Below are 26,118 nucleotides of genomic sequence, written 5' to 3'. Positions count from 1 at the left end.
GGGGTGCCTCAGAGGCCTATTCTGTTTACTCACCGTGTAAAGCGGTGAGTATTCTTTTATCCTGCTGCTCCACACACACGTTAGAGAATTTTGGGACTTTAAGGTGGGCAGTGAGCGAAGCGGGTCATTTGAATCTGGAGAAGCGGCAGCGTTCGCTTTTGTGGCGGGATTCTTACCTATAAATGTTTTATCCAATTCAAGAATCCCCCAGCAACAGCGATCGGAAGATCAAATGGACTGCGTAGCGCCTCTAACCACCTTAACCCCTCACCATTCCTCTAACAAACTTCTCTATTTTATCCAATCCTTGCTCCAGCACATCCTGTCCGTAAGCATAGGACAAGCGAACGTATCCTTCGCCATAGGAAGAAAAGGCATCTCCAGGTACTACAGCCACTCCATGCTCTTCCAGCAGCTTCAAGGTAAAACCCATCGAGCTTAATCCAAAATGGGCGATGGAAGGGAAAAGATAAAAGGCTCCCTCAGGCTTCTCTAGTGGAATTCCCATATCAGTCAGTCTTCCGTGTACATAGTCGCGACGTCGGCGGTACTCCTCGCGCATCGGAAGTGCATCATCCACCCCGACGGTCAGGGCTTCGAGTGCTGCATATTGGCTAATTGAGCTAGCGCAGGTCACGTTGTACTGATGGACTTTGACCATGTGCTGTGTAATTTCAGCGGGTGCAAGTGTAAAACCAATACGCCATCCCGTCATGGAATGTGATTTGGACAGACCGTTAATGACGATGGTGCGCTCCCGCATACCTGGAAGAGCTGCAATGGACACGTGGGGTGTATCGTAAATCAGTTCGCTGTATATTTCGTCCGAAATGATAAACAGATCGCGCTCCTTCAGTAAATCGGCGACCGCTTCCAGTTCTTCGCGGCTCATCACTCGTCCGGTCGGATTCGAAGGATATCCGAGAATGACTGCTTTTGTCCGTTCGGTCAGATAAGGCTCCAGCACCTCGGCTGTTAGCTTGAATCCGCTACTGCGGGTATCGGCAAACACAGGAATGCCACCTGACAAACGGATCAATGGCTCGTACCCTGGGTAGATTGGCACGGGTAGAATGACTTCATCACCGGGTGACAAAATCGTGCGTAAGGTAATATCCAGCGCTTCACTGGCTCCGTTCGTTACGATAACCTCATCCTGTCCACGGTAATTTAGGCCGTATTTACGGGCTACAAACGCTGCTGCGGCTTCTCGTAATTCCGGCAGTCCCGGATTAGGTGTATAAGTGGTCCGGCCTTCATCAATCGCCCGATGGGCAGCTTCCATAATATGCGCAGGGGTAGGGAAATCCGGCTGTCCAATCGTTAAGGAGAGCGTTCCGGGTAATGCGGCAACTTTATTTGCGATTTTGCGGATGCCGCTGATTTGAATATTTTTGACCTGATCGTTAAGCAAATGCTCCATAGCGTGTGTGCCACCTTTTTCTGTATTAGAACAAGTTTACAATAATATGATCTGATTACGCTACGGCAAGAAGAATTCATTTTTACATAATTTAAGTACTAAATTGGCTAATTTGTGGTATCTTAAATATAGGATATGTTTGTAAGCGTAATCATAGATAAATTGGGGAAGGGAACAGCTTCTAAATCCAAGAGTGGATGATCAAGTGGATCAGGATGAAAAAACATCTGAAGCCATTTTGTTGTACAAGCCTATTCTTGGTGTAAAGCAAGCTAAGGGACAAGGTAAGAGTTGTTAGTTTAATTGCAAATGTCAGATTGATTGACTTTGTGAGGTAGTTAAGTTATCTTTTGTGGAGAAGTCGTATGATAAAGTAGAATGAAGAGGTGAAGCATCGTGGGAGTAACAGCTAAACAAATTTTTGTGAATTTACCAGTTAAAAACCTACAGCACTCCATTGATTTTTTCACTACAATTGGATTTGAATTTAACGCTCAGTTCACTGATGAACATGCAACCTGCATGGTTGTTAGTGAGCATATTTTTGTCATGCTATTGGTTGAAGAACGTTTTAAAGCGTTCACTACAAAGGAAATTTCAGATGCCACGAAAAGCACAGAAGCGATTGTTGCTCTATCGGTGGAGAGCCGAGAAAAGGTGAACGAGATCGTTCGCAAGGCTTTGGAAGCAGGCGGCCAGCCCTCGAATGAACCTCAAGATCATGGTTTTATGTATGGATGGAGCTTTCAGGATTTGGATGGTCATTTGTGGGAGTTCTTTTATATGGCAGAGCAGTAATAGAAGTAAGGGTGATTAAGTAGTAAACAAAGTACCATGGAAAGTAAGCTATCCTAAAAAGATAGTTTACTTTCTTTATTGTATGTTATCGAACTCACCGGGAGGAATCACAATGTCTAACGAAGTGAGAGTTTACCCTGTTCAAGCTCTGAACGAAGCCCTGACAGATTCACTGAGTCGACTGTTAATCGACGTGGTTGCAGACGGTGCATCTATAGGTTTCTTACCTCCATTAGGTTATCAGGAAGCAGCAGCTTATTGGAATAATGTACTTGAGGATGGCGTAGTTCTGTGGATTGCCGAGAAGGACGAAGTACCTGTAGGGACGGTCCAGCTTCATTTGGCTCAAAAAGCTAACGCAATTCATCGTGCGGAAATTGCAAAGCTTATGGTACATCCGTCCGGGCGCAGGCTTGGGATCGCACGTCAGTTAATGAAGGCAGCGGAAGAAGAGGCACTAAGTCAGGGTAGAACGTTACTGGTGCTAGATACGCGGGTGGGTGATCCCTCCAATGGACTATACGAGTCGATCGGGTTCGTGGAAGCTGGTGTTATTCCGGATTACGCTCAATCAGCCGATGGTCAACTGCATGCCACTCGATATTATTATAAGCCATTAAATCCGTATTCCAGTCATAGCGGAGCATTTGCCGAATAACCCTGGTATATACGGGTAATCATAACTTGTCATAGGATTACATAACCTTTTTCCGCGTTTATTCGACTGGTAAAGCACGGGAATCGGAACGTATAATGAAGAGGGGATCAGAAGAGGTCTTTTTATGTCAATTTGGCTGTACTGAATTGAAGAACGTAGCAAACACAGCGGAGGAATCAGAGAATATGAGGTTGGAGCATGATTTTTTAGGTACCAAGGAAGTACCATTAGATGCCTATTACGGTGTACAAACGCTGAGGGCAAAAGAAAATTTTCCAATTACAGGCCAACGACTGCACCCTGAGTTGATTAAAGCCATGGCGATCGTGAAAAAGGGAGCAGCGACGGTAAATATGGAACTAACCCGTTTACACCGCCCCAAAGCAGAGGCCATTATTCAGGCTGCTGATGAGATTATACAAGGACAGTTGCATGATCATTTCATCGTCGATCCCATTCAGGGCGGCGCAGGCACGTCCATTAATATGAATACAAATGAAGTGATTGCGAACCGCGCGTTGGAGCTGATTGGCAAGCAACGCGGAGATTATCAGGAGATCAGTCCTAATAATCATGTTAATATGGCGCAATCGACGAACGATGCTTTTCCTACAGCCGTACACTTGGCTGTATTAAGCATGATTGATAAACTGTTGGATACCATGAGTGAGCTTCAGGAGGCATTTTCCCGCAAGGCCAATGAGTTTGATAGTGTGATTAAGATGGGTAGAACCCACTTGCAGGATGCAGTGCCAATCCGATTAGGACAGGAGTTTCAGGCTTATGCGCGTGTGCTGGGTCGTGATATCGGACGCGTGCGTGCGACCAAACAGCACCTGTTAACGATTAATATGGGTGCAACTGCGGTGGGTACTGGCCTGAATGCAGACCGTCGTTATATTCAGCGTGTTGCAGAGGTACTGGCAGACGTCAGTGGCTTCCCTGTGGAAGCTGACGAAAATCTTGTAGATGCTACACAAAATACGGATGCTTATACCGAAGTGTCTGCCGCCTTGAAAATTTGTATGATGAATATGTCTAAGGTGGCAAATGACATCCGCTTAATGGCTTCCGGACCTCGTGCAGGTCTGGGAGAACTGAGTCTGCCTGCTCGTCAGCCAGGGTCATCCATTATGCCAGGTAAGGTAAATCCGGTGATGTGTGAGGTCATTAACCAAATTGCTTTTCAGGTCATTGGTAATGATCATACGATCTGCCTGGCTTCAGAGGCGGGTCAGCTGGAGCTGAACGTGATGGAGCCTGTGCTTGTCTACAATCTGCTGCAATCGCTGGAAATTATGAAGCAGGGCTTCCACGTTTTCCGTATACATTGTGTAGAAGGAATTGAAGCAAATGTGGAGCGGTGCCGTGAATATGTGGAGAACAGTGTAGGTATTATTACAGCACTCAATCCCCACCTTGGATATGAGGTAGTATCACGTATTGCCCGCGAAGCAATTACGACGGGGAAATCGGTGCGCGAGCTGTGCCTGCTGTATAATGTACTGACCGAGGAAGAGTTGGACATTATATTGGACCCGTACCAAATGACTCAGCCTGGTATTGCCGGAGAATCTTTGCTGAATCGCGAATAATGATGCGGAGTATGGAATTTAGACAGCTTTGAGGCAAGACGAAGATAGCCCCGTCGAATCTGGCGGGGCTATTGTTATGTGATAAAGAGAGATGTAATAGGGGAGCCAGCGTGCATAGGGGAGTTCCCTGTTAAGGATGATACGGCTACGCTTATGGTAGAAAAGGGAGAGTTGGATGTTGCTAGAAAAATTATTGGCATACAAGGAATTAGGAATAGGGCTCATTGTACTTTTAGTGTTGTTTGCGCTCATCATCAGAGGACTGATACGCGGTCGCAGAAATCGGATTTTACGTGATCTGGACCCACGCAAAATTGGAATTCAGGATATAGATCGTATGGAGGATGGCTCGGAATTTGAGCTTTATTTGCAACGGTTATTATCCGCGCTTGGCTATAAGGACATCTATAAAACAACCAGTAGCCGGGATTTTGGAGCGGATCTGGTTTTTACAGACCGTGAAGGCGTCAGAGTTGTCATACAGGCCAAACGTTATGGCGTACAACATCCGGTGGGCTTGGGAGCAGTACAGGAAATTTACACCTCTATGCGTTATTATGCGGCCGACAAGTCTATCGTCATCACCTCCGGCCGTTATACGGAATCTTGTAAAACACTTGCTGCTGTCAACGGGGTTAAATTATTAGATCGCAACGACTTGATCGACATCATAGATTTATTCAAGGCTAGGCACCGCGAGGAGGTTATGGACCTATTAGAAAGTAAAGTAGATGTGATTGCTTCCAAATGGAGTGAAAGATAATCATAAAAGGGACTGAACTACTGGCGACGAGTTTGAAGGCCAGTAATCAGTCCCTTTTATTTTTTAACATGGTGCTTGTTCTTATACTGTTATCATTAGATGCCTGTCCAGACATCCTTGGCATAGCGTTTTTCCTGTTGGAGACGATCCAACCATTGCTGTGCTTCTTCTTTACTGGTATGGTGTGCTTCCGCGTAAGCAGCACAAAGGGTGTTTTCTACATCGGGAGCCATCCGGCTACCATCACCGCATACATATAGATGCGCTCCTTCATCAAGCAAGTGAATCAGAGTGTCCGCATCTTCTTTCATGACATGCTGCACGTATCTTTTGGGTTGATCGGGCAGACGTGAAAAGGCTGTATGAAGCGTAACGATTCCTTCCTGCTCCCAGGCTTGCAGCTCTTGCTTGTACAGATAGTCAAGCTTAGGATTACGGCAGCCATAGTATAGGTGAGCCTCGCCGAGCTGTTCCCCTCTTTCTTTAAGTACATGGCGGGTTTGGAGGAATCCGCGGAATGGTGCCACTCCAGTACCTGGACCGACCATGATGACAGGCACCGTCGGATCTTCCGGCAAACGGAAGCCCGACTGAGGCTTACGCACAAAAATGACAATTGGATCATCTGGTTGGAGCTGCGCCAAATAGTTGGAGGCAATTCCCAGGTATTCGCCCTGTCCGCTACGGGCTGGTCCACGCACGACGCCCACGGTTATACTCGCTGAATTCTCCGATTCAAGCGGAGAGCTTGAGATGGAGTAGTACCTAGGCTTGAGTGGAGGTAACAGCGAGATAAAGTTTTCAAATGGCAGCTCGCAGGCTGGATACTTCTCCAGAATATCCAGCATCGTGACGTGCTTCTGTCGTATCTCTTGATCAAAGGTAGCATCCTCTAGCAAAGCTTCGATTTCTTTCTTGTGCGGTGGACACACTGTAAAGGATGCTAGTTGCCGTAGCTGGGCTCTCGTTGCCGGTTCTTGCAGTTCCACACTGAGAGTGAGCAAATCTCCTACGCTGACAGGCCGATCTAAGGGGAGATGCGCCGCATCCCGGTCACTGCCTCTCAATACGATGTAGTCTTGATCCTGTAACTTAAAGCGTTGCATTACTCTATTCGCCAACGAAGCAGGATTACGCGGCAAAACACCCAGATGATCACCCTCGCGATAGGACAATCCGGTTGGTAATTGGATCTCCAGATGCCGTGTACTGCGTTCACTTTCAGCAGCGTGCAATTCACGATTCGCGGTAACAACGGCAGTAGTTGCCTCATAGTTGGCCGCCAGAGGAGCGCTAAGTACGTCGCTTACAAACTCTATGCTCAGACTGCTGGTGTCCTGTGGTTCTGTATCACTGTGCTCTATGCCGAAAGCATTCAGCAATTCCGGCCATAGGCCGCGATTCCAGACTTCCCAATCCTTCTCGAAGTCACCACTGGCGTCGCCCTCGCCCCGATCATACAGTCGTTTTGCCCCTTTGGCAGCCATTAGCTCATCAATCATCCTTGGAATGCGCTGATACGTGCTGGCCCAATTCCGGTCACCGCAACCAAAGACAGCGTACCTTATGCCTGCCAGTTGGCCCTCGTCTACCTGCTTCAACCATTCTACAAAGGCATCAGCATTATCCGGCGGATGTCCGTTATAAGATGCAGTCGTAATAAGTACCACGCCTTCTTTAGGCAAATGGTCCACATGTTCATTCAGAGTTGCTATGCTACTGTTAAAACCCCAATTCCGACCTAAATCGGCTAGTTCACCCGCAAGTCCCTCAGCTGTACCCAGATTCGAGCCGTACAAAGACAGCAAAGAAGTATCATGTTTTTCGGCATGAGGAGCTGCAACTTTTTGTTCCTCCTGTTCATGAAGTTCTTGAGCGGCACCCGGCAGCATGACGGCAGTCTGTGTGCTACGCGGTCGTACTTGAATGGTGAAGCCCTCAGGCTTGAGTGTGAGCGTCTCTTTGACTTTCAACTCATAATGAGTATGATCAATCAGCTCAAAATGTTTCAGTACCATACCCAGCACAAGGGTGGCCTCCTGTAAGGCAAACTGTTGTCCAATACAGGCCCGTTGACCGTTGCCAAACGGTTTATAGGCATCTTGTGGAATGGCGGATGGGTCCCCAAAGCGTTCTGGTCTAAATTCCTCAACATCTTCACCCCAAGCCTCGGTATCACGGTGCAGTTTCGGGATGAGTACATTTACACTGTCGCCCTTTTTAAGCGGATAGGTTCCGTCGAGCAGTGTATCTTCTTTGGCGAAGAGCGAGAAGGCGGGCGCTGTCGGCCATAGCCGCAGAGCTTCATTCAGTATCATCCTTATGTACTTGAGCTCACGCACCTGAGTATAGGAAGGCAGCGAATCGGTGAGCACGCGATCCACTTCTTCATAGGCTTTAGTTAGCATTCGTGGATTTTTAAGCAAATAGTAAATGGCAAAGGATAAAAGCCCACTGGTCGTTTCATGACCGGCGATGAGGAAGGTGATGATCTGATAACGGATATTTTCATCATCCAGCGTTTCACCTGTTTCCGGGTCCTTGCCTTCCAGCATACGCGCCAGTAAATCCTCTTCACCTTGGTTGCCCAGGGTTTTGCGTTCTTGAATAATGCTGTCCACCAGAGAGAACATCGTTTCGATGTCGTGTTTAAACTGTTTTTTCTTCGATAACATCAGCTTGTTTTGCAAATTGAGGCGTTGCAACTGACCCATTGCTTCATCCAGTGCGCGTGTCATACTGGTCACGAACGGATGGGGCTGGTCGCGGTAAAAGCTGTTAAAACGATAATTAAAGCCGCATAATCCGATGGTATCCAAAGTCAGCCGGGTCATATCTTCCGGTACCTCTACACTTTCATCTGGATTGAGCCGAGACCATTTCTGCACCAGCTGAACCGCAAGATCAAGCATCATATTGTGGTAACCCTTCATAGCCCGCTGGCTAAAGCTTGGTAGCAATATTTGGTGGGCCTTGCGCCAGTTCGGTTCCTCAGTCCAGCTTGTGAATAGTCCGTCTCCAGCAAAAGCTCGTACTTTTTGTAAGGGAGCCCACACCTGCTTATCGAAACGGGATTCATCACAAGCATCTGCCACCAGCTTATGATCGGAAATATAAATGTTCGTTCCTTCAGGCAGATCCATGCGAAAGATGGGACCGTACTCATTAGCAAGCTTAACCAGAGACTGGACAGGGGCATGTGTATCGATCAAGGGCAGATTTCCTAAGGGACCATATGTTTTGGGTTGTGGAATTAAATGGGTCGAAGCCATTTTAAATGTTGCTCCTTTCAGATTGAAATAGGGTGATGGTTTCAAAGTACCTATGTTTTCCAAATTACACTTTATTCTTCCGGTATAAACGAAAATAAATGAATTTGGACAGTTCGTATAATAAAAACAAAGCAAAATATACATTTTTTACATAATAAACAAAGACATCACACTTATCACACTTCTATTAACAATGAATTTACAGAAACTCTTATGAAAAAATATGCTTTTATAACCGATATAAAGATGTTGGGGATTTGCATTTTATGTTGAGGTGATATGTCATGAAGAAACGAGCTCTATTATTAACTTTTAGGTGGATTCCCATTGTCACGATCTTTGCATTATTGGTAAGTGCATGTGGGCAATCAGACGTACAAACCAAGGCCGAACCCATTAAGGTGGGAATCGTACTGTCAGATATTGGTCTGGGTGACCAATCTTACAGCGACGCGGCTTTTCGAGGTTTGGTCAAGGCACGGGATGAGGGGAAGATTGTTTTTGAATACCGGGAAATAACGGAGACCAAGACGTATGATGCGGCTTTTGAGCAGCTTGCTCAAGAAAAAGCGGATTTAATCATTGGGTTGGGTTATATGGTGAAGGACAGTATGGAATCCATTGCCAAAAAATACCCAGACCGTAAATTTTTAATCGTGGATGAGAAATCAGATTTACCGAATGTGGCCTCTATTAGCTTCAAAGCAGAAGAGGGCAGTTTTATGGCTGGGGTCGTTGCCGGTTTGACGAGTCGCACCGAACAGGTGGGTTTTCTTGGAGGTGCGGAATCTCCTCTGTTGAAAAAATTTGAAATTGGGTACCGCGCAGGGGTGCAATCAGTCAAGCCTAATGCCAAAGTTACTGCAACGTATGCAGGAGATTTTGGAAAGCCGGAACTGGGTACGAAAATTGCAGATGACATGATTAATCAGGATCAGATTGATGTTATCTTTGCAGCCGCAGGTCTCACGGGCGTAGGTGCGCTACAGGAAGCGCAAAAACAGCAAAAATTAGCCATCGGGGTCGATAGCGACCAGTTTTTTATTGCGGAAAAGGCGGTAGTGACCTCGATGTTTAAAAATGTAGACATTGCAATTTATACAGCAGTCAAAGGCTTTGCAGATCATCAAAGAAAATTTACGGAGAAGGATATGGTGTTTGGTCTTGCAGAAGATGGCGTAGGTTTAGCGCCTATTCGTGTCGTGACACTGAGTCCGGATCAGCAAAAGTTGTTGGATGATTTAAAGGAAAAAATCAAATCCGGCACACTTACTGTTCCCACCCAATAAATTTTCGCAAACGGAGGATGAAAGCTGATGAAACTGCAAGGTAAACTGGTGCTGAATGCGATGATTTCCTTGATCGCTTGTCTGGCTTTAGTGGCATATATCATTTTTGAATTAATTCGTATTAACTCGCAAAGTAGTAATTTGGTTCCGGCTATGTTGAATGTACAGCAGCTCAATGCCTATTTGATTCAGTCGGGACAGGCGTTGCAAAATTATTCTGCTTCCATGACAGAGAGCAACAAAGCTGATGTGCAAAATCAACTGACTCAGTCTGAAAAGACGATTGCTTTGCTTTCACAGGGCATGATGCAGACCGAAGAACAGCAAAAACGACTGAATACGATTAAAACAAAATTCAGCCAATTGAAAGTAGCAACGGAGAAAGCAATGAGTACCCAAAACAGTCCGGAGTCCAAGCGGGAGGCCATGCGCGCCCAGGGGATTCAGAACGATGTTTTTATGCTGGATCTGCTGACCAAGGCACGTTATGACCAATACACAGAAGATTTGACCAAGAGCATTCGTTTTACTTGGCAATTGGCCTTAGCAGGTGCAGTTTTACTTCTGGTGGCAGTTGGGCTATATAATACATACACCTCCAGGCAGCTTGCCCTTAGAACACGTAAGTTAACGGATGCCGCAAAGCAAATTGCCGAGGGGAATCTGACCGTTCAGCTCGCACAAACGAAGGGACGCGATGAGCTGGACGAGCTCAATGAATCTTTCCGGGTAATGATCGGGAACTTGCGCAGCATTGTACTCTCCATTGATCAGGCGGGTAATCGTGTCGATCTGATGGCTCGGGATATTGATCACCATAATGAGGCCATGAAGGAAATTGTGACACAAGTCAGCACGTCAACAGAGGAACTGGCGATAGGCAGTCAGAAAATTGCTGAGGATCTGTCGTCGACAGTTGGTGTTGTGGACGAGATGCAGCAAAAGTTTGAATCGAATCTGCTGGAGACCACTCAATCGACCGCGTATAGTGAGGATGCTTTGCGTGTCATTGAGCAGGGTACGCGGGTCATGAGCGATCAACTGCGTATTGTTGCAGAAAATCGTTCAGCCATGTCCGAAGTGGAGCAGACAGTCAAGGAGCTGGAAGCTAATGCAGCCGAGATTACAACCATGACTGGATACGTATCCGAAATTGCGAGCCAAACATCGCTGTTGTCCTTGAATGCTTCTATTGAGGCTGCACGTGCGGGTGAAGCAGGAAAAGGTTTTGCTGTGGTTGCCAATGAAGTGAAAAAGCTGGCGAATCAATCAGAGTCTGCTGTAAAGAAAATTTATACCGCAGTTGACGGTATTACGCAGGCTATGGATAAAGTGAAGACTTCTGTGGCGCAAAGTCAGGAGCTGTTCCGTGAGCAGGAGAAGGCAACCTCCTCGACCGGAGAATCGTTTACAGAGATTAGTGGCAAAGTGCAGCAAATTGCCGGCCAAGTCAGCAAGCTATCAACGGACATGAATGTATCGCGAGAATTGAGCGTACAGGTGCAGCAAGCTATCGAAAATATCAGCGCAATCACTCAGCAATCCGCCGCAGGCAGCGAAGAGATTACAGCTTCCACGGTAGAGCAGAAGCGTTCATTTGAGGAATCGGCTGAGAAGGTAAAAGAGCTTCGTCAGATTCGCGAGGAAATGCAGCGGGAACTGGATCGTTTTCAGGTGGAAAAGACAAGCTAAAACCTGTGAAGCGAGTATCTGTTTTTGCTGAATAATGAATATAAGCAGCCAAAGAAGAAGTTCTACCTAACACAGGGAGACTTCTTCTTTTTTTATTTTAATGATGTACTCATATGAAGTTTTATTAAGTTTGATTTACATAGGCAGGGAATTCCAACTCTTACGTCAAATAGATTTAGGGAGAATATGCCACCACGTATATGGGCAAGAGGAAGATGGACAACGAAGTCCGGAAGGATGAAGTTACGGGAATGTTGCGACTTAAGCTTCAATTGATACTGAAAAATAAACAGACAAGACTGATTCTACTGCTCACTTTGTGTGTGTCGCTCGTGATTAGCGTGATCGGCTTGCTATCGTATTCAGGATACCGTGAAGGTTTGGATACCGAGCTGAACACACCCAATATAGAATTATTGCAAATCAATCTGGATGTAACCAATCGGGCTTTTCGTGAGTCTGATAACAAGGCGCTGGATGCAGCATATCATCCGGATGTAGAGGCTTTTGTACGTGTCCAAACGGATAGGAAATCGCTGGAAGATAACGCCTCCGTCATAGATCGGCTTCAGAAATACTTGAAAACCCTTTCTTCACACGAAGAAATTTATTCGGTTGAAGTGATTTCTTTGGACAATCATGCTCTCGTATCCAGCAATTATGGTTACATGCCTGATTGGAAGCAGGCACCGGATACCACATGGGTTCCCTGGATTCAGGACATTCAAAAAAAACCGTTGTTGATTAAGCGGAGATGGTACGGCACCGATCGTGAGCAGGGGACGTTAGAGCTGCTTTCGCTGGCCAGGCCCATAGTAGAGAATGGTCAGGTCATGGGTGCGGTGCTAATCAATCTGGATTACGACCGTTTTTTCTCCAAACTATATATTCATTTATCCAACTCGCAATACGTGTATGATCTGGAGGGCGAGTTGATCTATCCCAAGCTGAGATTGTCCTTACCCTTAAATGATATGGGCAGGGTTTTGAAAGAGCTGGATGTGAGCCCCTATGCTTATGTGGAGATAGGGAATATGGAATATATGGCGAACCAAACCTTTTCTGATGTAACGGGCTGGCGTCTAGTCTCGCTCGTTCCGATGGACAAGCTGCTAAAAAATGTAAAGCTGGCGCGCAATATGATGCTGTGGCTGGCCTTTATCTCCATACTGGCTGGGTGCTCAGCAGTTTACTATTACAACTATGCAGCTTTTCGCCCCATGAAAAAAATTAATAGCCTATTGAATTCGGGTAATAAGGGAACGCGCCAAGGAGGATTGTATGACCTGGAACCTGTGATTAGCAAACTGGTTGGAGAGTTTCATCGCAAATCATTGGTGGTAGAGCGAAGCCTGCCGGAGCTGCGTTCCAAATATATGGAAGATGTCATCCAGCGTAGAATGGGCATACAGGAAATGCGTATGAAATGGGAACAGTATTTTTCCGATTGGGACGGTAATTCTTTGTTTGTCATAATCGTGTCCATCGACCGATATTCTGCGTGGGCTGCAAGCTTTCCAGAAGAGGATAAAATGCTGCTCAAGTATGCGCTGAACAATATTTTGCTAGAGATGCTCGAACCTTACTGGAAAGCAGTATGCTCGCCGGAAGAGGAAAGTGGTTTTATTGTGCTGTTACAGTACAGCGAGAGTTCGAATGAAGTTGAAGTTGGTTCGGAGACTGCCCTCCAAGAGAGTATTTTGCTTCACAAAAGCGTTGATAGACTGATTCAGGTTGTCGGTGAGTATCTTCCTTTGACCATTTCTATAGGGATTGGTCATATGGTCACGGATATTCAAGAGGCACGGGCATCTTTTATAAAAGGAAAAGAGGCCCTTAATTTGCGTTTGTATGAGGGGTATGGACGTTCATATACGAATATGGACAGCGATATAAGTGTGAAAAAGGATAATACAGTGGATGAACAGTCAAAGGAGCAAATTCAGGATTCAACATTGTTGGACGATCGGCGTGTGGAAATAATTCATGCCCTGGAGTCGCAGGAACCGGGTGCAAGTGTAAAGCTAATCAGCCACTGGGTAGAAGAACTTCGACTCCACAGAACATCCCCAGCCCAGGTCTACTTGTTTGTTCATGAATTGCTGGAAGATTTGCTAAAATGGTGTGCCACTCAGAGTGTGACGCCGCCGGATCAGCTTGCTGATTACCACTGGAATCAGATTCTGACGCTAGACCTTCAAGACATTGAGGTATTGCTGGTCACTATGTTGACTGATATTGAAGAAAAATGGCACGGACGTATTCAGTCCAAAGATTTTGTGCGTGTACAAGAGATGATCGAATATATGGAACATCATTTGCATTTGAACATCGGGCTTCAGGAAATTGCGGATCATGTTCACATGAGCGTGTCCTCGGTGAGCAGTATGTTCAAGGAAGAAACAGGGACCACCGTTTACGATTATTTGACTGGATTACGCGTAAAAAAGGCATGCACATTACTATGTGAAACCCATTTGAAAATCGGAGAAATTGCAGAACAGGTCGGATACCGAAATGAGAACAGCTTTATCCGAGTATTCCGCAAGCATAAGCAAGTGACCCCAGGGAAATTCAGACAAATCAGCAAATCTTCCAATGAATATGCAGATCGGTCAAAAGGCCGATACTTTGGCGAAATAGAAGATAAATACGAAGATTAAGCGATAGCTGTAGCCCTCCACGTTGCGGTACATTGACTTCATGTAAACGCAAACAACAAGACCGAAAACGGTGGAGGTGAAAACGGGCGCATGACGGGCCCAGTTCATTTTTGGAGAAGAGGAAACGTAATGAAGAAAAAGCCATGGCAAAAATATGTGCTGGTTGCGGCGGGAGTAGCTATGCTTTCTGCCTTGAGTATCAGTGAATATGTGGATCACCGCACCTTGCAGGATCACAGCCGTATATTTCCTACGAAGCCAATAACCCTCGTCGTTCCCTATGCAGCCGGAGGCGGTACAGATATTACCGCGAGAGCGTTGGCGAAAGCCGCCGAAAAGCATCTCGATCAGCCGATCATCGTCGTCAATCGAACGGGAGGAGGCGGTTCTGTCGGGCTGATGGAAGGGGCTGAGGCGCAGGCGGACGGTTATACCGTAACGTATCTGGTCGCTGAGCTGACTACGTTGCCTCATCTGGGACTGCTACCGCTCACCTATGAGCGATTTAAGCCGCTGCTTCAAACCAATATGGACCCTTCCGCCATTACGGTTCGGGCGGATGCACGATGGAAGACAGCGGAGGCATTTCTGGAGGATGCTGAGGCCCATCCCGGCAAACTCAAAATGGGGAATGCAGGCACAGGGAGCATATGGCACCTTGCTGCCGCAATGCTGGAACAGAAAAGTGGAGTCCGCTTTACCCATATCCCTTATGAGGGAGCAGGCCCAGCCGTCTCCGCTTTAATGAGCGGATTTGTGGATGCTGTACCCGTCAGTCCCGCAGAAGTGAAGAAATACGTGGACGAAGGGAAACTTCACATACTGGCGATCCAGTCAGACACTATTTCGGAAGCGTTTCCAAAAGTGCCGACACTACAGCAAGCCACTGGGCTGCGTGTACATTTTATCGGCACTTGGAGAGGGCTGGCTGTGCCTAAGGATACACCGGATGCAGTTGCTCAAACGCTAACGGATGCACTGATCAAGGGAACGAAAGACGAGGAATTCAGGGAGGAAATGCGTAAGCATGGGTTGGGATTGCGTGTCCAGGATGCAGACGCATTCGCGCGACAACTGAAGGAGAGTCATGATACCTTCGCGAGACTGATTCCCGAGCTCGGTTTGAGCCGCAAGTGACACGGCCTTGTTTTTGCATTGGCAAAAACGAAAGGGTTGAACGAAGTTATGAAAATCAAACAAAACATTGATAAAATTCCAGGGGGCATTATGCTGGTGCCGCTGTTTATTGGCGCGCTTTTTCATACATTTACTCCATGGGCAGGCGACTATTTTGGATCTTTTACCAAGGGGCTGATGACAGGTACGGTACCCATTTTAGCAGTGTGGTTTTTTTGTATGGGGGCTTCTATAGATGTGCGAGCGACGGGTACTGTATTGCGTAAATCAGGAACGCTCGTATTGACTAAAATCGCGGTCGCGTGGGTAGTGGCGATCATTGCATCCAGATTGCTGCCTGTTGGGGGTGTAGAAAGTGGGCTATTTGCAGGTTTGTCGGTGCTGGCGCTGATCTCGGCTATGGATATGACGAACGGCGGGTTATACGCCTCCATTATGCAGCAGTATGGCTCCAAGGAAGAGGCGGGAGCATTTGTACTGATGTCACTGGAATCGGGTCCATTAGTGACCATGATTATTTTGGGTAGCACCGGACTGGCCGTTTTCGAACCGCAGACATTTGTGGGGGCGGTATTACCATTTTTGATCGGCTTTATGTTGGGCAATCTGGATCATGATTTCCGAAAGTATTTTGGGAACGCAACGCAAGCCTTAATTCCATTTTTCGGTTTTGCACTTGGTTGTTCCATTGACTTGAGTGTCATTGTCCAGACAGGTATGCTCGGTATTTTATTGGGTATTTTTGTCATTCTCGTTACAGGTATTCCACTAATTTTGGCGGACAAATATATCGGTGGTGGCAACGGTACAGCAGGAATCGCAGCTTCCAGTACAGCAGGTGCAGCAGTAGCGAACCCAGTCATTGTCGCCAATATCAAGCCTGAGTTCCTGCCTGTTGCGCAATCTGCAACGGCCTTAGTTGCCGCTTCGGTCATTGTGACCTCGATTTTGGTACCTATTCTGACGGCATACTGGGCCAATTATATGAAGCGTAAGGAGAAATCCCGAGGAGCAGGGCCTGTAAATCCAGGAGCGAATGTACCTAAATGAGGATTTTGCAAAATCCTGAAATAAAGTTTGGATGGTGATGGTTCAACTTAAGGATCTTTCCATTACCCGGGAAATGCTTTTGCAGGTATACCTTCAATCCTAACCTCACAAAACTTGTCCTAAAACGCTTCTGCAAACATACATATGTAAGCAGAGGAGCGTGATGGGATTGGAAAACAAAGTGCGTCGCTACTACCAGTTAAAGCAAAAGCAAAAAGAAATTGAAGGTGAACTGACTGATTTGCGTAATGACATTACCGCTCATTGTGCGCAGCAGGAAGTGTCAGATTGGGAAATTGGCAACTATCGGGTCAAGATTGTGCAGCAGCACCGTAAGGAATACGATCATACAAAGCTGTATGATTCACTACCTGATCCGCAGCTATGGCGCTTGTTTTCCAAGCCGGATACGTCGAAGATTGCCAGTTTGCTTAAGCTCAAGGTCATCGCAGAGGAGCAAATAAAAGATGCCGTTTCTCTTAAAACGGTGACGTTGTTGCAGGTGGATAAAAAATAAATAAAAAGAGCTGGCTCCGAAAACGGGGACAGCTCTTTTTATTGTCTATTGTTACTAGTCTTCAACCTTCACGCTCTATGAGTTATTTATCTGACAAATTTTTTCCCACTCCTTTGAGAAAATGAATGCCAAATCCCATTGCCCGGTTTACATCTGGATCATTCATCGCCTTCATAAGATCGCGCAGACGAGTCTTTTTATTCTGTTTTAAATGTTCATTGGCTTCGTTCAGGCCATTAGTAACGCTGTTTGTCAGCTTTTTCATCAGCTCAGGGTCTACCTCAGACAGCATTCCGGCTGCTCCCATGAGATTATTGATGATATTCGTCACAGGCTTACGCGTCGCTTGTCCTACAGCGATTTTAGCGATGCTTTCTTTGGCCTTTAGCATAGACTGAGCTGCTTCGAGAAGACCACTGTCGTGCAGTTCACGTACGATTTCAAGCGTCTTCTGCAATGCCGCTCCATTGTCCGCCAGATCAGCAGTAAGCTGATCCAGCGATTGTTTTTGGCGTTCTTCTTCTGTCAAAACACGTTTTCTCACAATTGAAATAGGCTTAGCCACGGCTTGACCTCCTTATTTTTGATCCACCAAATCGACGTAACCGGGACGGTTCCACTTGCGGTCCACTTCAACCCCATTTTGCGGATGACGCTTTTTGTAACGCGGATTGACACGTGGCAGTGGATTTTGACCGTCTACCTCCAAAATTTGCATCCGTACTTTGGCTTGTTTATAGGCCGGTGTGCGGGTGACCACATCGAACGCTCCTCCAGTTAACAGATTGACAGCACTATCATGGCTGGTAGAGTGCATTGGCACATAAATTTCAGTTCCCTGCACCCGATCTGTCACCAGAACACGTAGCTTGACCGCACCATAAGGGGATTCCAGTCGAACCAGCGATCCATTATTGATTCCGCGCTCCTCAGCCAATTCAGGTGACACTTCCACAAATACTTTTGGGAGTTTGAGCTGAATGCCTGCCGATTTGGTCGTCATATTTCCTTCATGAAACTGTTCGAGCAGTCGACCATTATTTAAGGTCAGATCGAATTCAACAGGGTACTCTTTTGGTGGTACATATTCGAAAAGTCCCAAACGCGCTTTTTTATCTGGAAAGTTAAAGCCGTTGGTGTGCAGCAGCGGTGTATTGCTACCATCCGGCGATCCCCAGTGGAAGCTGTTCCAGCCTTCCAATACGTCATAATTACATTGGGAGAAAAATGGAGTGAGCGACGCCATTTCCTCAAAAATTTCACTTGGATGGCTGTAACCCCAATCAAATCCCATATGCTTGGCAAATTGGCTGAAAATCCACCAATCCGGTTTACTGTCTCCCATAGGGCGGAGTGCTTCGTATAAACGCTGGACACGACGTTCAGTGTTCGTAAAGGTTCCGTCTTTTTCGAGTGAAGGTACGGCTGGCAAAATGACGTCAGCGAATTCAGCTGTCTTGCTCAGAAATACATCTTGAACGACAAGGAAATCCAAATTCGCCAGCATTTCTTGGGTATGGTTGGAGTCGGCATCCACCCATGCCATCTCTTCTCCAGCGATATACATCGCTTTAAGCTTACCTGTTTCAATGGCTTCCAGCATCTGAATGTTGTCCAGTCCGCGTTGACCTGGAATTTGTACGCCGTAGGCCGCTTCAAACTTGGCACGAACGACATCGTTTGTCACGGGCTGATAGCCCGGGAAAATATCCGGCATCGTACCCATATCGGCAGCACCCTGAACATTGTTATGTCCGCGAAGCGGATATGCGCCCGCACCTGGACGCATAAAGTTTCCGGTCACCAGCAGCAGATTGGCAATCGCAATTGAAGTATAAGAGCCTGCAATGTTTTGCGTCACACCCATGCCCCAGCAAATGGCAGTGCCGTCGGCTTCGTGAATCATAGTCGCTACCTGAATCAGTGTTTCTTTAGAAATACCAGTTTCCTGTTCGGCAAAGTCCAGGGTGAATCGCTCTAGCAATTTCAAATATTCAGGATAGAAGTTTACATGCTTTTCAATGAATTTTGCATCATGCCAGTTTTGCTCAATGATGTATTTGGCTACAGCGGATAACCATACATAATCAGTACCTTGCTTCGGACGAATGAACAGATCTGCGCGTTCTGCCATTTCATGCTTGCGCAAGTCGACCGAGATTAACTTTTGACCGTGCAGCTTATGCGCACGTTTGATACGCGTAGCCAGCACCGGATGTCCTTCTCCCGGCGCGCAACCGACCAGCACGACCAAACCTGCTTTGGCAATATCTTTAATCGTACCGCTGTCCCCACCGATGCCTCCGGTGTATTGCAGCCCCCATGACGCAGGAGATTGGCAATACCGTGAGCAATTATCGACGTTATTCGTTTGGAAGACCTGACGAGCCAACTTCTGCATCAAATAGTTTTCTTCATTGGTAAATTTGGACGAAGAAATAAAGCCGAGTGCTTCGCCACCGTAAGTTTCTTGAATAGCTCCCATTTTACTGGCCATCAGGCTCAGTGCTTCTTCCCAGGTTGCTTCCACAAATTCGTCACCTTGACGAATTAAAGGGGAGGTCAGACGCTGATCGCTGTTCACAAAATCCCAGCCAAATTTTCCTTTTACGCATGTCGAGATACCGTTAACAGGTCCTTCAGAGGTAGGTTGTACCTTCAAAATTTTACGGCCTTTGGTCCAAACCTCAAAGCTGCAACCTACACCGCAAAACGTACAGACGGTTTTCGTTTTTTGCGTACGGGTTTCGCGCATCGCTGCTTCGGCTTCGGAAATAGCAAAAATCCCACTATAGCCCGGTTCCACTTCCTTTATTAAATCCACCATCGGATTTAATAAATCCTTGCTCATGCCACTCATGAAGCCTGCTTCTCCCAGCATAGATTTCTCCATCAAGGCATTACATGGACAGACGGTTACACACTGACCACAGCTAACGCAGGAGGAATCGTTAATCGCAACCCGGTCATCCCATATGACGCGAGGACGTTCAGCCTCCCAGTCGAGGGACAGCGTTTCATTAACCTGAAGGTTTTGGCATACCTCTACGCATTGGCCGCATGCAATACATTGATTGGGGTCATATCGGTAGAAGGGATGAGACATATCTACTTCTGTTGGGTCAACTTTCGGTTGATATGGATATTTTTGATGTTCAATTTCCATAAGCTCTGCTGTATTATGCAAAGTACAATTACCGTTGTTATTATCGCATACGGTGCAGTAGAGGAGATGATTTTCCAGCAATCGGTCCATAGCCTCGGTTTGAGCTGCTTTCGCGCGATCCGAATGTAAATGAATATTCATTCCATCCGAAGCCAATGTCGAGCAAGAACGCATAAGTTTTCCGTCCACTTCCACGATACATGTGTCACAGGTACGGATCGGATCGACCTCGGGAACGTAACACAGCTGGGGATGGGCGATATTGTTTTCGTTAATCACTTCAAGAATCGTTGCGCTGCTCTTCGTTTTCAGTTCCTGTCCGTTTAATGTAATTTTGATCGTACTATCAGTCACGGTTCAGGCTCCTTTCAGATTTTAAATTTAAAAATTAGGAATAAAAAAACTCCACCATAAACACAAGTGCTCATGTTCCAGCACTTGTGTTTATGGTGGAGTAGTGACCAAGCTCTAGGTCCTGGAGGCCAATCCGCCATTTGAATATGTATTAATAACAAACAGTACGCACCGTCTGTATATCAATAACTTCTGAATAACTTAGATATGTCATTTTCTGCATGTTATCTCGTGTAACTATAACGTAAAATTTAAGATAGTTCAACGGTACATTACTAATTTTTTAATTGATAATGATTATCGTTTGAGAAAACGAAAAATCATTGACAAACGTTCCAGGATTGCTAACAATAGGAATGTAGTCTATTTCTGAGCAATCGTAAATGGAGTGTACGTGGGAATCGCGTATATTTTATTTGTCGCAGCGCTTGTTAGTTTGATTTTTCTATATCGCATGATGTGGGATTCGTAAAATCCTGATGTAGATAAATTAACCGGCATTTAGCAGATTCTTCGATATTCATAAGCGAAGAAGTTGTTGTGATGCCGGTTTTTTGGTTCAGTATAAAATGAATGGAAATACCGTTCCGATTTAAAGGGTAAAGAGTTTTATTAATGAAGACGGATTGAGGTGAACAGGATGGCGAACCGGAGCGACGATCAATGGAATCGTCCGTTACGGGACTTAAGAATATCCGTCATAGACCGATGTAATTTTCGGTGCCGATATTGTATGCCGGAAGAAATATTTGGCCATGACTATCCGTTTTTGCCAAAAGAGAAAATATTGACCTTTGAGGAAATCACACGCCTTTCCCGTATTTTTGTCTCGCTGGGCGTTACGAAGCTGCGTATTACTGGTGGTGAGCCGTTGCTGAGGAAAAATTTGTCCTCGCTTATTCATTCGTTAACTCAACTCGATGGGGTTGAAGATATTGCAATGACGACAAACGGCGTATTTTTGCCTAAATATGCTGCAGCACTGCGAGAGGCGGGACTGAAGAGAGTGACGGTTAGTCTGGATTCGCTCGATGATGATCGGTTCCGCCAAATGAACGGGGGCAGAAGCAGCGTAAAGGCGGTGCTGGATGGTATTGAGGCTGCGGATCAAGCAGGGATGCAGGTGAAAATAAATATGGTCGTGCAAAAGGGCTTTAACGATCAGGATATTGTTCCCATGGCCGACTATTTCCAAAAGAAAAAGCATATTTTACGTTTTGTTGAGTTTATGGATGTAGGCAACACCAATGGCTGGAAATTGGATCAGGTCGTTTCCAAGCAGCAGATCATCGAAGCCATTCACGAGCATATGCCGTTAGAGCCTGTCGCACCCCAGTACAAAGGTGAGGTGGCGACGCGCTACAGGTATCAGGACAGGGACGGGGAAATCGGTATTATTTCGTCTGTTACGGACGCCTTCTGCTCCACATGTACACGAGCGAGAATTTCTGCTGAAGGCTCCTTGTACACGTGCCTGTTTGCCTCTCAAGGGTACAAGCTTCGCGCGATGCTACGTTCCGAACAGTCCGATGACGAGATTAGAGCTTACATTGAGCGTGTTTGGAGAGACCGTACCGACCGCTATTCAGAGGAACGGCTGAATCATACACAGCAAGCAACGTCTAAAATTGAAATGTCACACATCGGCGGGTGAGCCGGAGAGCCAGCCTGTCAGAAATGAGGGAGTGGAGCACATGGAAAAGCCAGCTGAGGTGAAACGTGAGATTTTCCGTTATCGTGACGGTCAGATCAAGCGTTTTGAAGACACGGTGGTGACGGAGCATCCGGTGACCATCAAAATCAATCAGCAGGAATTTGCTACCATGGTTTGTACACCGGAGTATGTGGAGGATATGGCAGTAGGTTTTTTGGCCTCTGAAGGCGTCATTCAACGGTACGATGATATCGAAGATATTTGGGTTCAGGAAAAAGAAGGCTTTGTTCATATTAAAACCCGTCGAATGAATGAGTTTTATCAAAACTTTCATTCCAAACGGTACATTACCTCCTGTTGCGGAAAAAGTAGACAGGGCTTTTATTTTATCAATGATGCCAAAGTGGCAAAAAGAATGAATGACACCCATGTTACGCTGTCTTTTGACGATTGTTTTCGTTTGATGAATTTAATGCAAAACTCGGCACTTACGTTTCAGGAGACCGGTGGTGTTCATAATGCAGCGCTGTGCGATAAAAACGGGATGATCCTATCCAGAATAGATATCGGCCGACACAATGCGCTAGATAAAATCTATGGGCATTGCCTAAAACATGATATTGTATTACAAGACAAAATCATAGTATTCAGCGGACGCATTTCGTCTGAAATTTTGTTGAAGGTTGCGAAGATTGGCTGTGAAGTTGTTTTGTCCAAGTCAGCTCCTACAGAGCTTGCACTTGAGTTGGCTGAGGACCTGGGGATTACGACCGTTGGCTTTATACGCAGTCGTTCTCTGAATGTATATACGCATACCGAACGGATTGATGAACTGGTCGAATCTAAAATATAATATAATAATCTTCAATGTACACCGTCATAGTTAACCAGCATGGAATAAAACCTTTCGAGGTATTCATTCATGTTGGTTTTTCTTGGTACATATGTGGTGGGCAGTCACTGTACTGAAAAGGAGGGGATGTTAAATGAACTATCATATTCAAGTATTTGCTGGACTTGCGGAACAGATGGGAGGGCCTATAATTATGGTGCCTACTGAGCAAGAAACGATGACCGTTGCCGCATTAAAAGACTTGCTATCCGAGCGTTTCCCTGAATCAGCAGCTCAGTTGCAGGGTTCTTTTGTTGCCAGAAATCAAGCCTACGCCGCTCCTGAGGACCTCGTGAGTATACATGATGAGATTGCGATTATTCCTCCGGTTTCAGGAGGGTAGATTTTATTTAATAGGATAGGTGAATTCGATAGAATAGGTGCAAGGGGGCAGATCATATGCAATATCGTATTCAACTATTCGCAGATATGGCGGAGCAACTTGGTGATGTGATCACGGTAGAACTTTCACAGGAAGCGGTGACCATTGCAGACATTCGAAAAAGGCTGAATGAGCTGTACCCGGAAGTGGCTTCACAACTGCCAGGTTCTTTTTTTACCCATCATAAAAAGCTGGCTTCTCCAAATGAACTTGTGCTTCCATCAGATGCAATTGCTCTTCATCAGTCAGCATCCGGGATGGAGACGGTCGTTTCAAAATGTGGTTTATTTGCCATTACGTACGACCCGATTGATGCCGATGAAGTAACCTCAAAGGTACTCGACCCTTCTCATGGCGCCTCGCTGACCTTTAATGGTACGACTCGGGAATTTACGCAAGGTCAGCGAACGGTGTTGCTTGAATATGAGGCGTATGTCCCGATGGCCATGAACACGATGAAGCAGATTGGTGACGAAATTGCAGAACGTTGGCCTTCCACACGTACTGCGATTACACATCGGCTTGGCACGGTAAGAATTGGAGAGACGAGTGTGGTGATTGCTGTCTCAGCTGCACACCGCGATACTTGCTATGAAGCCAGCCGCCATGCCATTGAACGGTTAAAGCAAATCGTACCGATTTGGAAAAAGGAAGTGTGGGAGGACGGCTCAGAATGGAAGGGGCATCAGCTGGGTGGCTGGAACCCTCAAAGTACCCCAAAGCTTTCAAATAAGGGCGAGGACATCTAAGCTTTTAGCTTGTCTGATCAACTTGTAGCTATTCAATGGATAAGTATGGAGGCGTAAATCAACGATGTCAGAAATGGACAAGATCCAGAAAATAGAAGTTGCTGCACATGCGCATACGTCTCATGCCCGTTATTCTAGACAGGAATTATTCTCGAAAATTGGACCGACAGGCCAGCAAAATATCCGTAGTAAGCACGTGCTGATGGTGGGGGCCGGCGCACTGGGCACTGCCAATGCTGACATGCTGGTGCGAGCGGGCATCGGACGGCTGACGTTGGTAGACCGTGATTATGTAGACTGGAGTAATTTGCAGCGCCAACAGCTCTATGACGAAGCGGATGCCCGTAATCAGATCCCCAAGGCAGTGGCCGCGCAGAAGCGATTGCAGCAAACCAATTCGGACGTGGACATTCGTGCGCTAGTCCGGGACGTCTCGCTGGAGGAAATCGATGATATCGCAGCAGGGGTGGATCTCATCGTAGATGCCACTGACAATTTCGATACACGTTTGCTTATGAACGATTATGCGGTCAAGCACAGAATACCCTGGATTTACGGGGCATGTGTAGGTAGTTATGGGACAACCTTTACCATCGTGCCAGGGCAGACACCGTGCCTGCATTGCCTGCTCGGAACTGTACCGCTCGGCGGTGCAACCTGTGATACGGTCGGTGTGATTAGCCCGGCTGTACAGATGGTAGCGGCTTATCAAAGCGCCGAGGCATTGAAGCTGCTCACAGGGGACGATTCGGCTTTGCAAAATAAGCTGATTTCTTTCGATCTGTGGAACAATCAGCATCAGGCAATCCAAATCAGCGCCATGAAGAAAGCCGATTGTCCAACGTGTGGTGAGCACCCAGTGTATCCTTTTTTACAATCGGAGCATCAGGCTAAAACGGCTGTCTTGTGCGGACGAGATACGGTTCAAATCCGCCCGGCTTCGGGTGCTGTACGTGATCTGAATGAAGCGGCACGTTTGTTATCCCGTCAGGGGGGCAAAGTGGAGCATAATCCATACCTGGTATCCGTTGTTATCGGGACGCATCGAATCGTTCTTTTTCAGGATGGTCGCGTCTTAATTCATGGCACGAAGGACATCGCCGAGGCGAGATCAATTTATCACAAATATTTGGGTTGACCCAATAGATTCGACCCGTTATGAGATGTACAATGCTTCCTTATTTTCGCTATCACATTTTGTTATCTCATTTTGGAATTTATAGGATAGGGGAAGAACAAGTTGAAAAAGAAATTTGGGTACATATTCACGTTCGTTGGATTGTTGGCATGGGTTCTGGCTGGGTGTTCGTCTCCGGCTGCTGTACAGTCGGCACAGTCCGCACCCAAGACAGAACTAGTCGTATCTGCCGCTGCGAGTCTTCAAGATAGTCTGAATACGCTCAAAGGCCAGTATGAGAAAAGGCACCCAGATATCAAACTTACCTTTAACTACGCTTCATCTGGTACATTACAAAAACAAATTGAGCAAGGCGCACCCGCTGACGTATTTATTTCGGCAGGCATGAAGCAAATGAAGGCATTAACCGATGCTTCATTGGTGGAAAAGGATAACGTGCTACTTCAAAATAAACTGGTTGTGGTTATTCCGCAAGATAAGGCGAAAAGCACAGATAACAAAAGCATTACGCTCAATGACTTGATGGGTCCTTCTTTCCTGAAAGTGGCTGTTGGGGAGCCTACTACCGTTCCCGCCGGACAATATTCTAAAGAATCGTTAACGAAGGCTGGGCTATGGGACAAGCTGGAACCTAAGATGGTATTCGCCAAGGACGTAAGACAGGTATTAAATTATGTTGAAACAGGCAACGCCGATGCAGGACTCGTCTATCTAACGGATGCCAAATCATCCGATAAAACGGTCATAGCACTGGAAGTGCCCGAGGAATTGCACGCACCCATCCTGTATCCTGAAGGCATTGTAAAAGCAACCAAACACAGCCAGGAAGCAGGAGAGTTTCTTGATTTTCTACGAACAGATGAAGCTATGAGTGTGTTCAGTAAAGATGGATTTTCAGCCCCTACAGAAATGACGGGAAAATAGAA

At 46.4% G+C, this 26,118-nt stretch carries 20 protein-coding genes; 16 read left to right on the top strand and 4 right to left on the bottom strand.

Annotation, left to right across the window (positions count from 1 at the left end):
- Nucleotides 1-259: 259 nt before the first annotated feature.
- Nucleotides 260-1,423: an aminotransferase A gene (locus NSQ57_RS17010; RefSeq protein WP_318627377.1), complete on the bottom strand. Its 1,164-nt coding sequence runs from the start codon at nucleotides 1,421-1,423 to the stop codon at nucleotides 260-262.
- 396 nt (nucleotides 1,424-1,819) lie between these two features.
- On the opposite strand from NSQ57_RS17010, the gene NSQ57_RS17005 reads away from it, so the two are divergent.
- The 4 genes from NSQ57_RS17005 to NSQ57_RS16990 all read left to right on the top strand — a co-directional run bounded on the left by NSQ57_RS17005 (nucleotide 1,820) and on the right by NSQ57_RS16990 (nucleotide 5,237).
- Nucleotides 1,820-2,221 carry a VOC family protein gene (locus NSQ57_RS17005; protein WP_029515431.1) on the top strand — a complete coding sequence of 134 codons (402 nt, stop codon included), beginning with the start codon at nucleotides 1,820-1,822 and terminating at the stop codon, nucleotides 2,219-2,221.
- Between the two features lie 112 nt (nucleotides 2,222-2,333).
- Nucleotides 2,334-2,879: a GNAT family N-acetyltransferase gene (locus tag NSQ57_RS17000; protein WP_069010415.1), complete on the top strand. Its 546-nt coding sequence runs from the start codon at nucleotides 2,334-2,336 to the stop codon at nucleotides 2,877-2,879.
- Between the two features lie 185 nt (nucleotides 2,880-3,064).
- Nucleotides 3,065-4,474, top strand: coding sequence for an aspartate ammonia-lyase (gene aspA, locus NSQ57_RS16995; protein WP_029515429.1), 1,410 nt, complete (start codon nucleotides 3,065-3,067; stop codon nucleotides 4,472-4,474).
- A 175-nt stretch (nucleotides 4,475-4,649) separates the two neighbouring features.
- The gene (locus tag NSQ57_RS16990) at nucleotides 4,650-5,237 is read left to right on the top strand and encodes a restriction endonuclease (RefSeq protein ID WP_029515428.1); all 588 of its coding nucleotides are present in this window, start codon (nucleotides 4,650-4,652) and stop codon (nucleotides 5,235-5,237) included.
- Nucleotides 5,238-5,332: 95 nt separating this feature from the next.
- Here the strand turns inward: NSQ57_RS16990 and NSQ57_RS16985 are convergent, their stop codons facing one another.
- The gene (locus NSQ57_RS16985; protein WP_342425051.1) at nucleotides 5,333-8,509 is read right to left on the bottom strand and encodes a cytochrome P450; all 3,177 of its coding nucleotides are present in this window, start codon (nucleotides 8,507-8,509) and stop codon (nucleotides 5,333-5,335) included.
- A gap of 284 nt (nucleotides 8,510-8,793) precedes the next feature.
- Here NSQ57_RS16985 and NSQ57_RS16980 point away from each other — a divergent pair, with 284 nt between their 5' ends.
- The 6 genes from NSQ57_RS16980 to NSQ57_RS16955 all read left to right on the top strand — a co-directional run bounded on the left by NSQ57_RS16980 (nucleotide 8,794) and on the right by NSQ57_RS16955 (nucleotide 16,857).
- A complete protein-coding gene (locus NSQ57_RS16980; protein ID WP_029515426.1) occupies nucleotides 8,794-9,798 on the top strand; it encodes a BMP family ABC transporter substrate-binding protein in 1,005 nt (334 codons plus the stop codon).
- A 27-nt stretch (nucleotides 9,799-9,825) separates the two neighbouring features.
- Nucleotides 9,826-11,490, top strand: a complete 1,665-nt coding sequence (locus NSQ57_RS16975) for a HAMP domain-containing methyl-accepting chemotaxis protein (protein WP_029515425.1) — start codon at nucleotides 9,826-9,828, stop codon at nucleotides 11,488-11,490.
- Nucleotides 11,491-11,705: 215 nt separating this feature from the next.
- Complete coding sequence (locus NSQ57_RS16970; protein WP_342425050.1) at nucleotides 11,706-14,153, top strand: AraC family transcriptional regulator; 2,448 nt, start codon at nucleotides 11,706-11,708, stop codon at nucleotides 14,151-14,153.
- Nucleotides 14,154-14,282: 129 nt separating this feature from the next.
- Nucleotides 14,283-15,290: a tripartite tricarboxylate transporter substrate binding protein gene (locus NSQ57_RS16965; protein WP_342425049.1), complete on the top strand. Its 1,008-nt coding sequence runs from the start codon at nucleotides 14,283-14,285 to the stop codon at nucleotides 15,288-15,290.
- A gap of 48 nt (nucleotides 15,291-15,338) precedes the next feature.
- Complete coding sequence (kdgT, locus tag NSQ57_RS16960; RefSeq protein WP_342425048.1) at nucleotides 15,339-16,340, top strand: 2-keto-3-deoxygluconate transporter; 1,002 nt, start codon at nucleotides 15,339-15,341, stop codon at nucleotides 16,338-16,340.
- 163 nt (nucleotides 16,341-16,503) lie between these two features.
- Nucleotides 16,504-16,857 carry a hypothetical protein gene (locus tag NSQ57_RS16955; RefSeq protein ID WP_029515421.1) on the top strand — a complete coding sequence of 118 codons (354 nt, stop codon included), beginning with the start codon at nucleotides 16,504-16,506 and terminating at the stop codon, nucleotides 16,855-16,857.
- An 82-nt stretch (nucleotides 16,858-16,939) separates the two neighbouring features.
- On the opposite strand, the gene NSQ57_RS16950 is transcribed toward NSQ57_RS16955, so the two are convergent.
- Both NSQ57_RS16950 and fdhF read right to left on the bottom strand, forming a co-directional pair.
- Complete coding sequence (locus NSQ57_RS16950) at nucleotides 16,940-17,422, bottom strand: DUF1641 domain-containing protein (RefSeq protein ID WP_342425047.1); 483 nt, start codon at nucleotides 17,420-17,422, stop codon at nucleotides 16,940-16,942.
- Nucleotides 17,423-17,434: 12 nt separating this feature from the next.
- Nucleotides 17,435-20,377, bottom strand: a complete 2,943-nt coding sequence (gene fdhF / locus NSQ57_RS16945) for a formate dehydrogenase subunit alpha (RefSeq protein WP_342425046.1) — start codon at nucleotides 20,375-20,377, stop codon at nucleotides 17,435-17,437.
- Between the two features lie 640 nt (nucleotides 20,378-21,017).
- Between fdhF and moaA the strand changes: the two genes are divergently transcribed.
- From moaA to modA, 6 genes are all read left to right on the top strand, one after another.
- Complete coding sequence (moaA, locus tag NSQ57_RS16940) at nucleotides 21,018-22,031, top strand: GTP 3',8-cyclase MoaA (RefSeq protein ID WP_069010421.1); 1,014 nt, start codon at nucleotides 21,018-21,020, stop codon at nucleotides 22,029-22,031.
- Nucleotides 22,032-22,071: 40 nt separating this feature from the next.
- On the top strand, nucleotides 22,072-22,884 hold the full coding sequence (fdhD, locus tag NSQ57_RS16935; protein ID WP_039274507.1) for a formate dehydrogenase accessory sulfurtransferase FdhD: 813 nt from the start codon (nucleotides 22,072-22,074) through the stop codon (nucleotides 22,882-22,884).
- Nucleotides 22,885-23,017: 133 nt separating this feature from the next.
- Nucleotides 23,018-23,266, top strand: a complete 249-nt coding sequence (locus tag NSQ57_RS16930) for a MoaD/ThiS family protein (RefSeq protein ID WP_039274509.1) — start codon at nucleotides 23,018-23,020, stop codon at nucleotides 23,264-23,266.
- 56 nt (nucleotides 23,267-23,322) lie between these two features.
- Complete coding sequence (locus tag NSQ57_RS16925) at nucleotides 23,323-24,054, top strand: molybdenum cofactor biosynthesis protein MoaE (RefSeq protein ID WP_029515415.1); 732 nt, start codon at nucleotides 23,323-23,325, stop codon at nucleotides 24,052-24,054.
- A gap of 64 nt (nucleotides 24,055-24,118) precedes the next feature.
- Nucleotides 24,119-25,192, top strand: coding sequence for a thiazole biosynthesis adenylyltransferase ThiF (locus NSQ57_RS16920; protein ID WP_029515414.1), 1,074 nt, complete (start codon nucleotides 24,119-24,121; stop codon nucleotides 25,190-25,192).
- Nucleotides 25,193-25,294: 102 nt separating this feature from the next.
- Nucleotides 25,295-26,116 carry a molybdate ABC transporter substrate-binding protein gene (gene modA / locus NSQ57_RS16915; protein WP_342425045.1) on the top strand — a complete coding sequence of 274 codons (822 nt, stop codon included), beginning with the start codon at nucleotides 25,295-25,297 and terminating at the stop codon, nucleotides 26,114-26,116.
- Nucleotides 26,117-26,118 lie beyond the last annotated feature (2 nt).

This window comes from Paenibacillus sp. FSL L8-0502, assembly GCF_038593055.1.
GTDB lineage: Bacteria > Bacillota > Bacilli > Paenibacillales > Paenibacillaceae > Paenibacillus > Paenibacillus polymyxa_D.
This window is presented reverse-complemented; position numbering and strand designations above follow the sequence as displayed.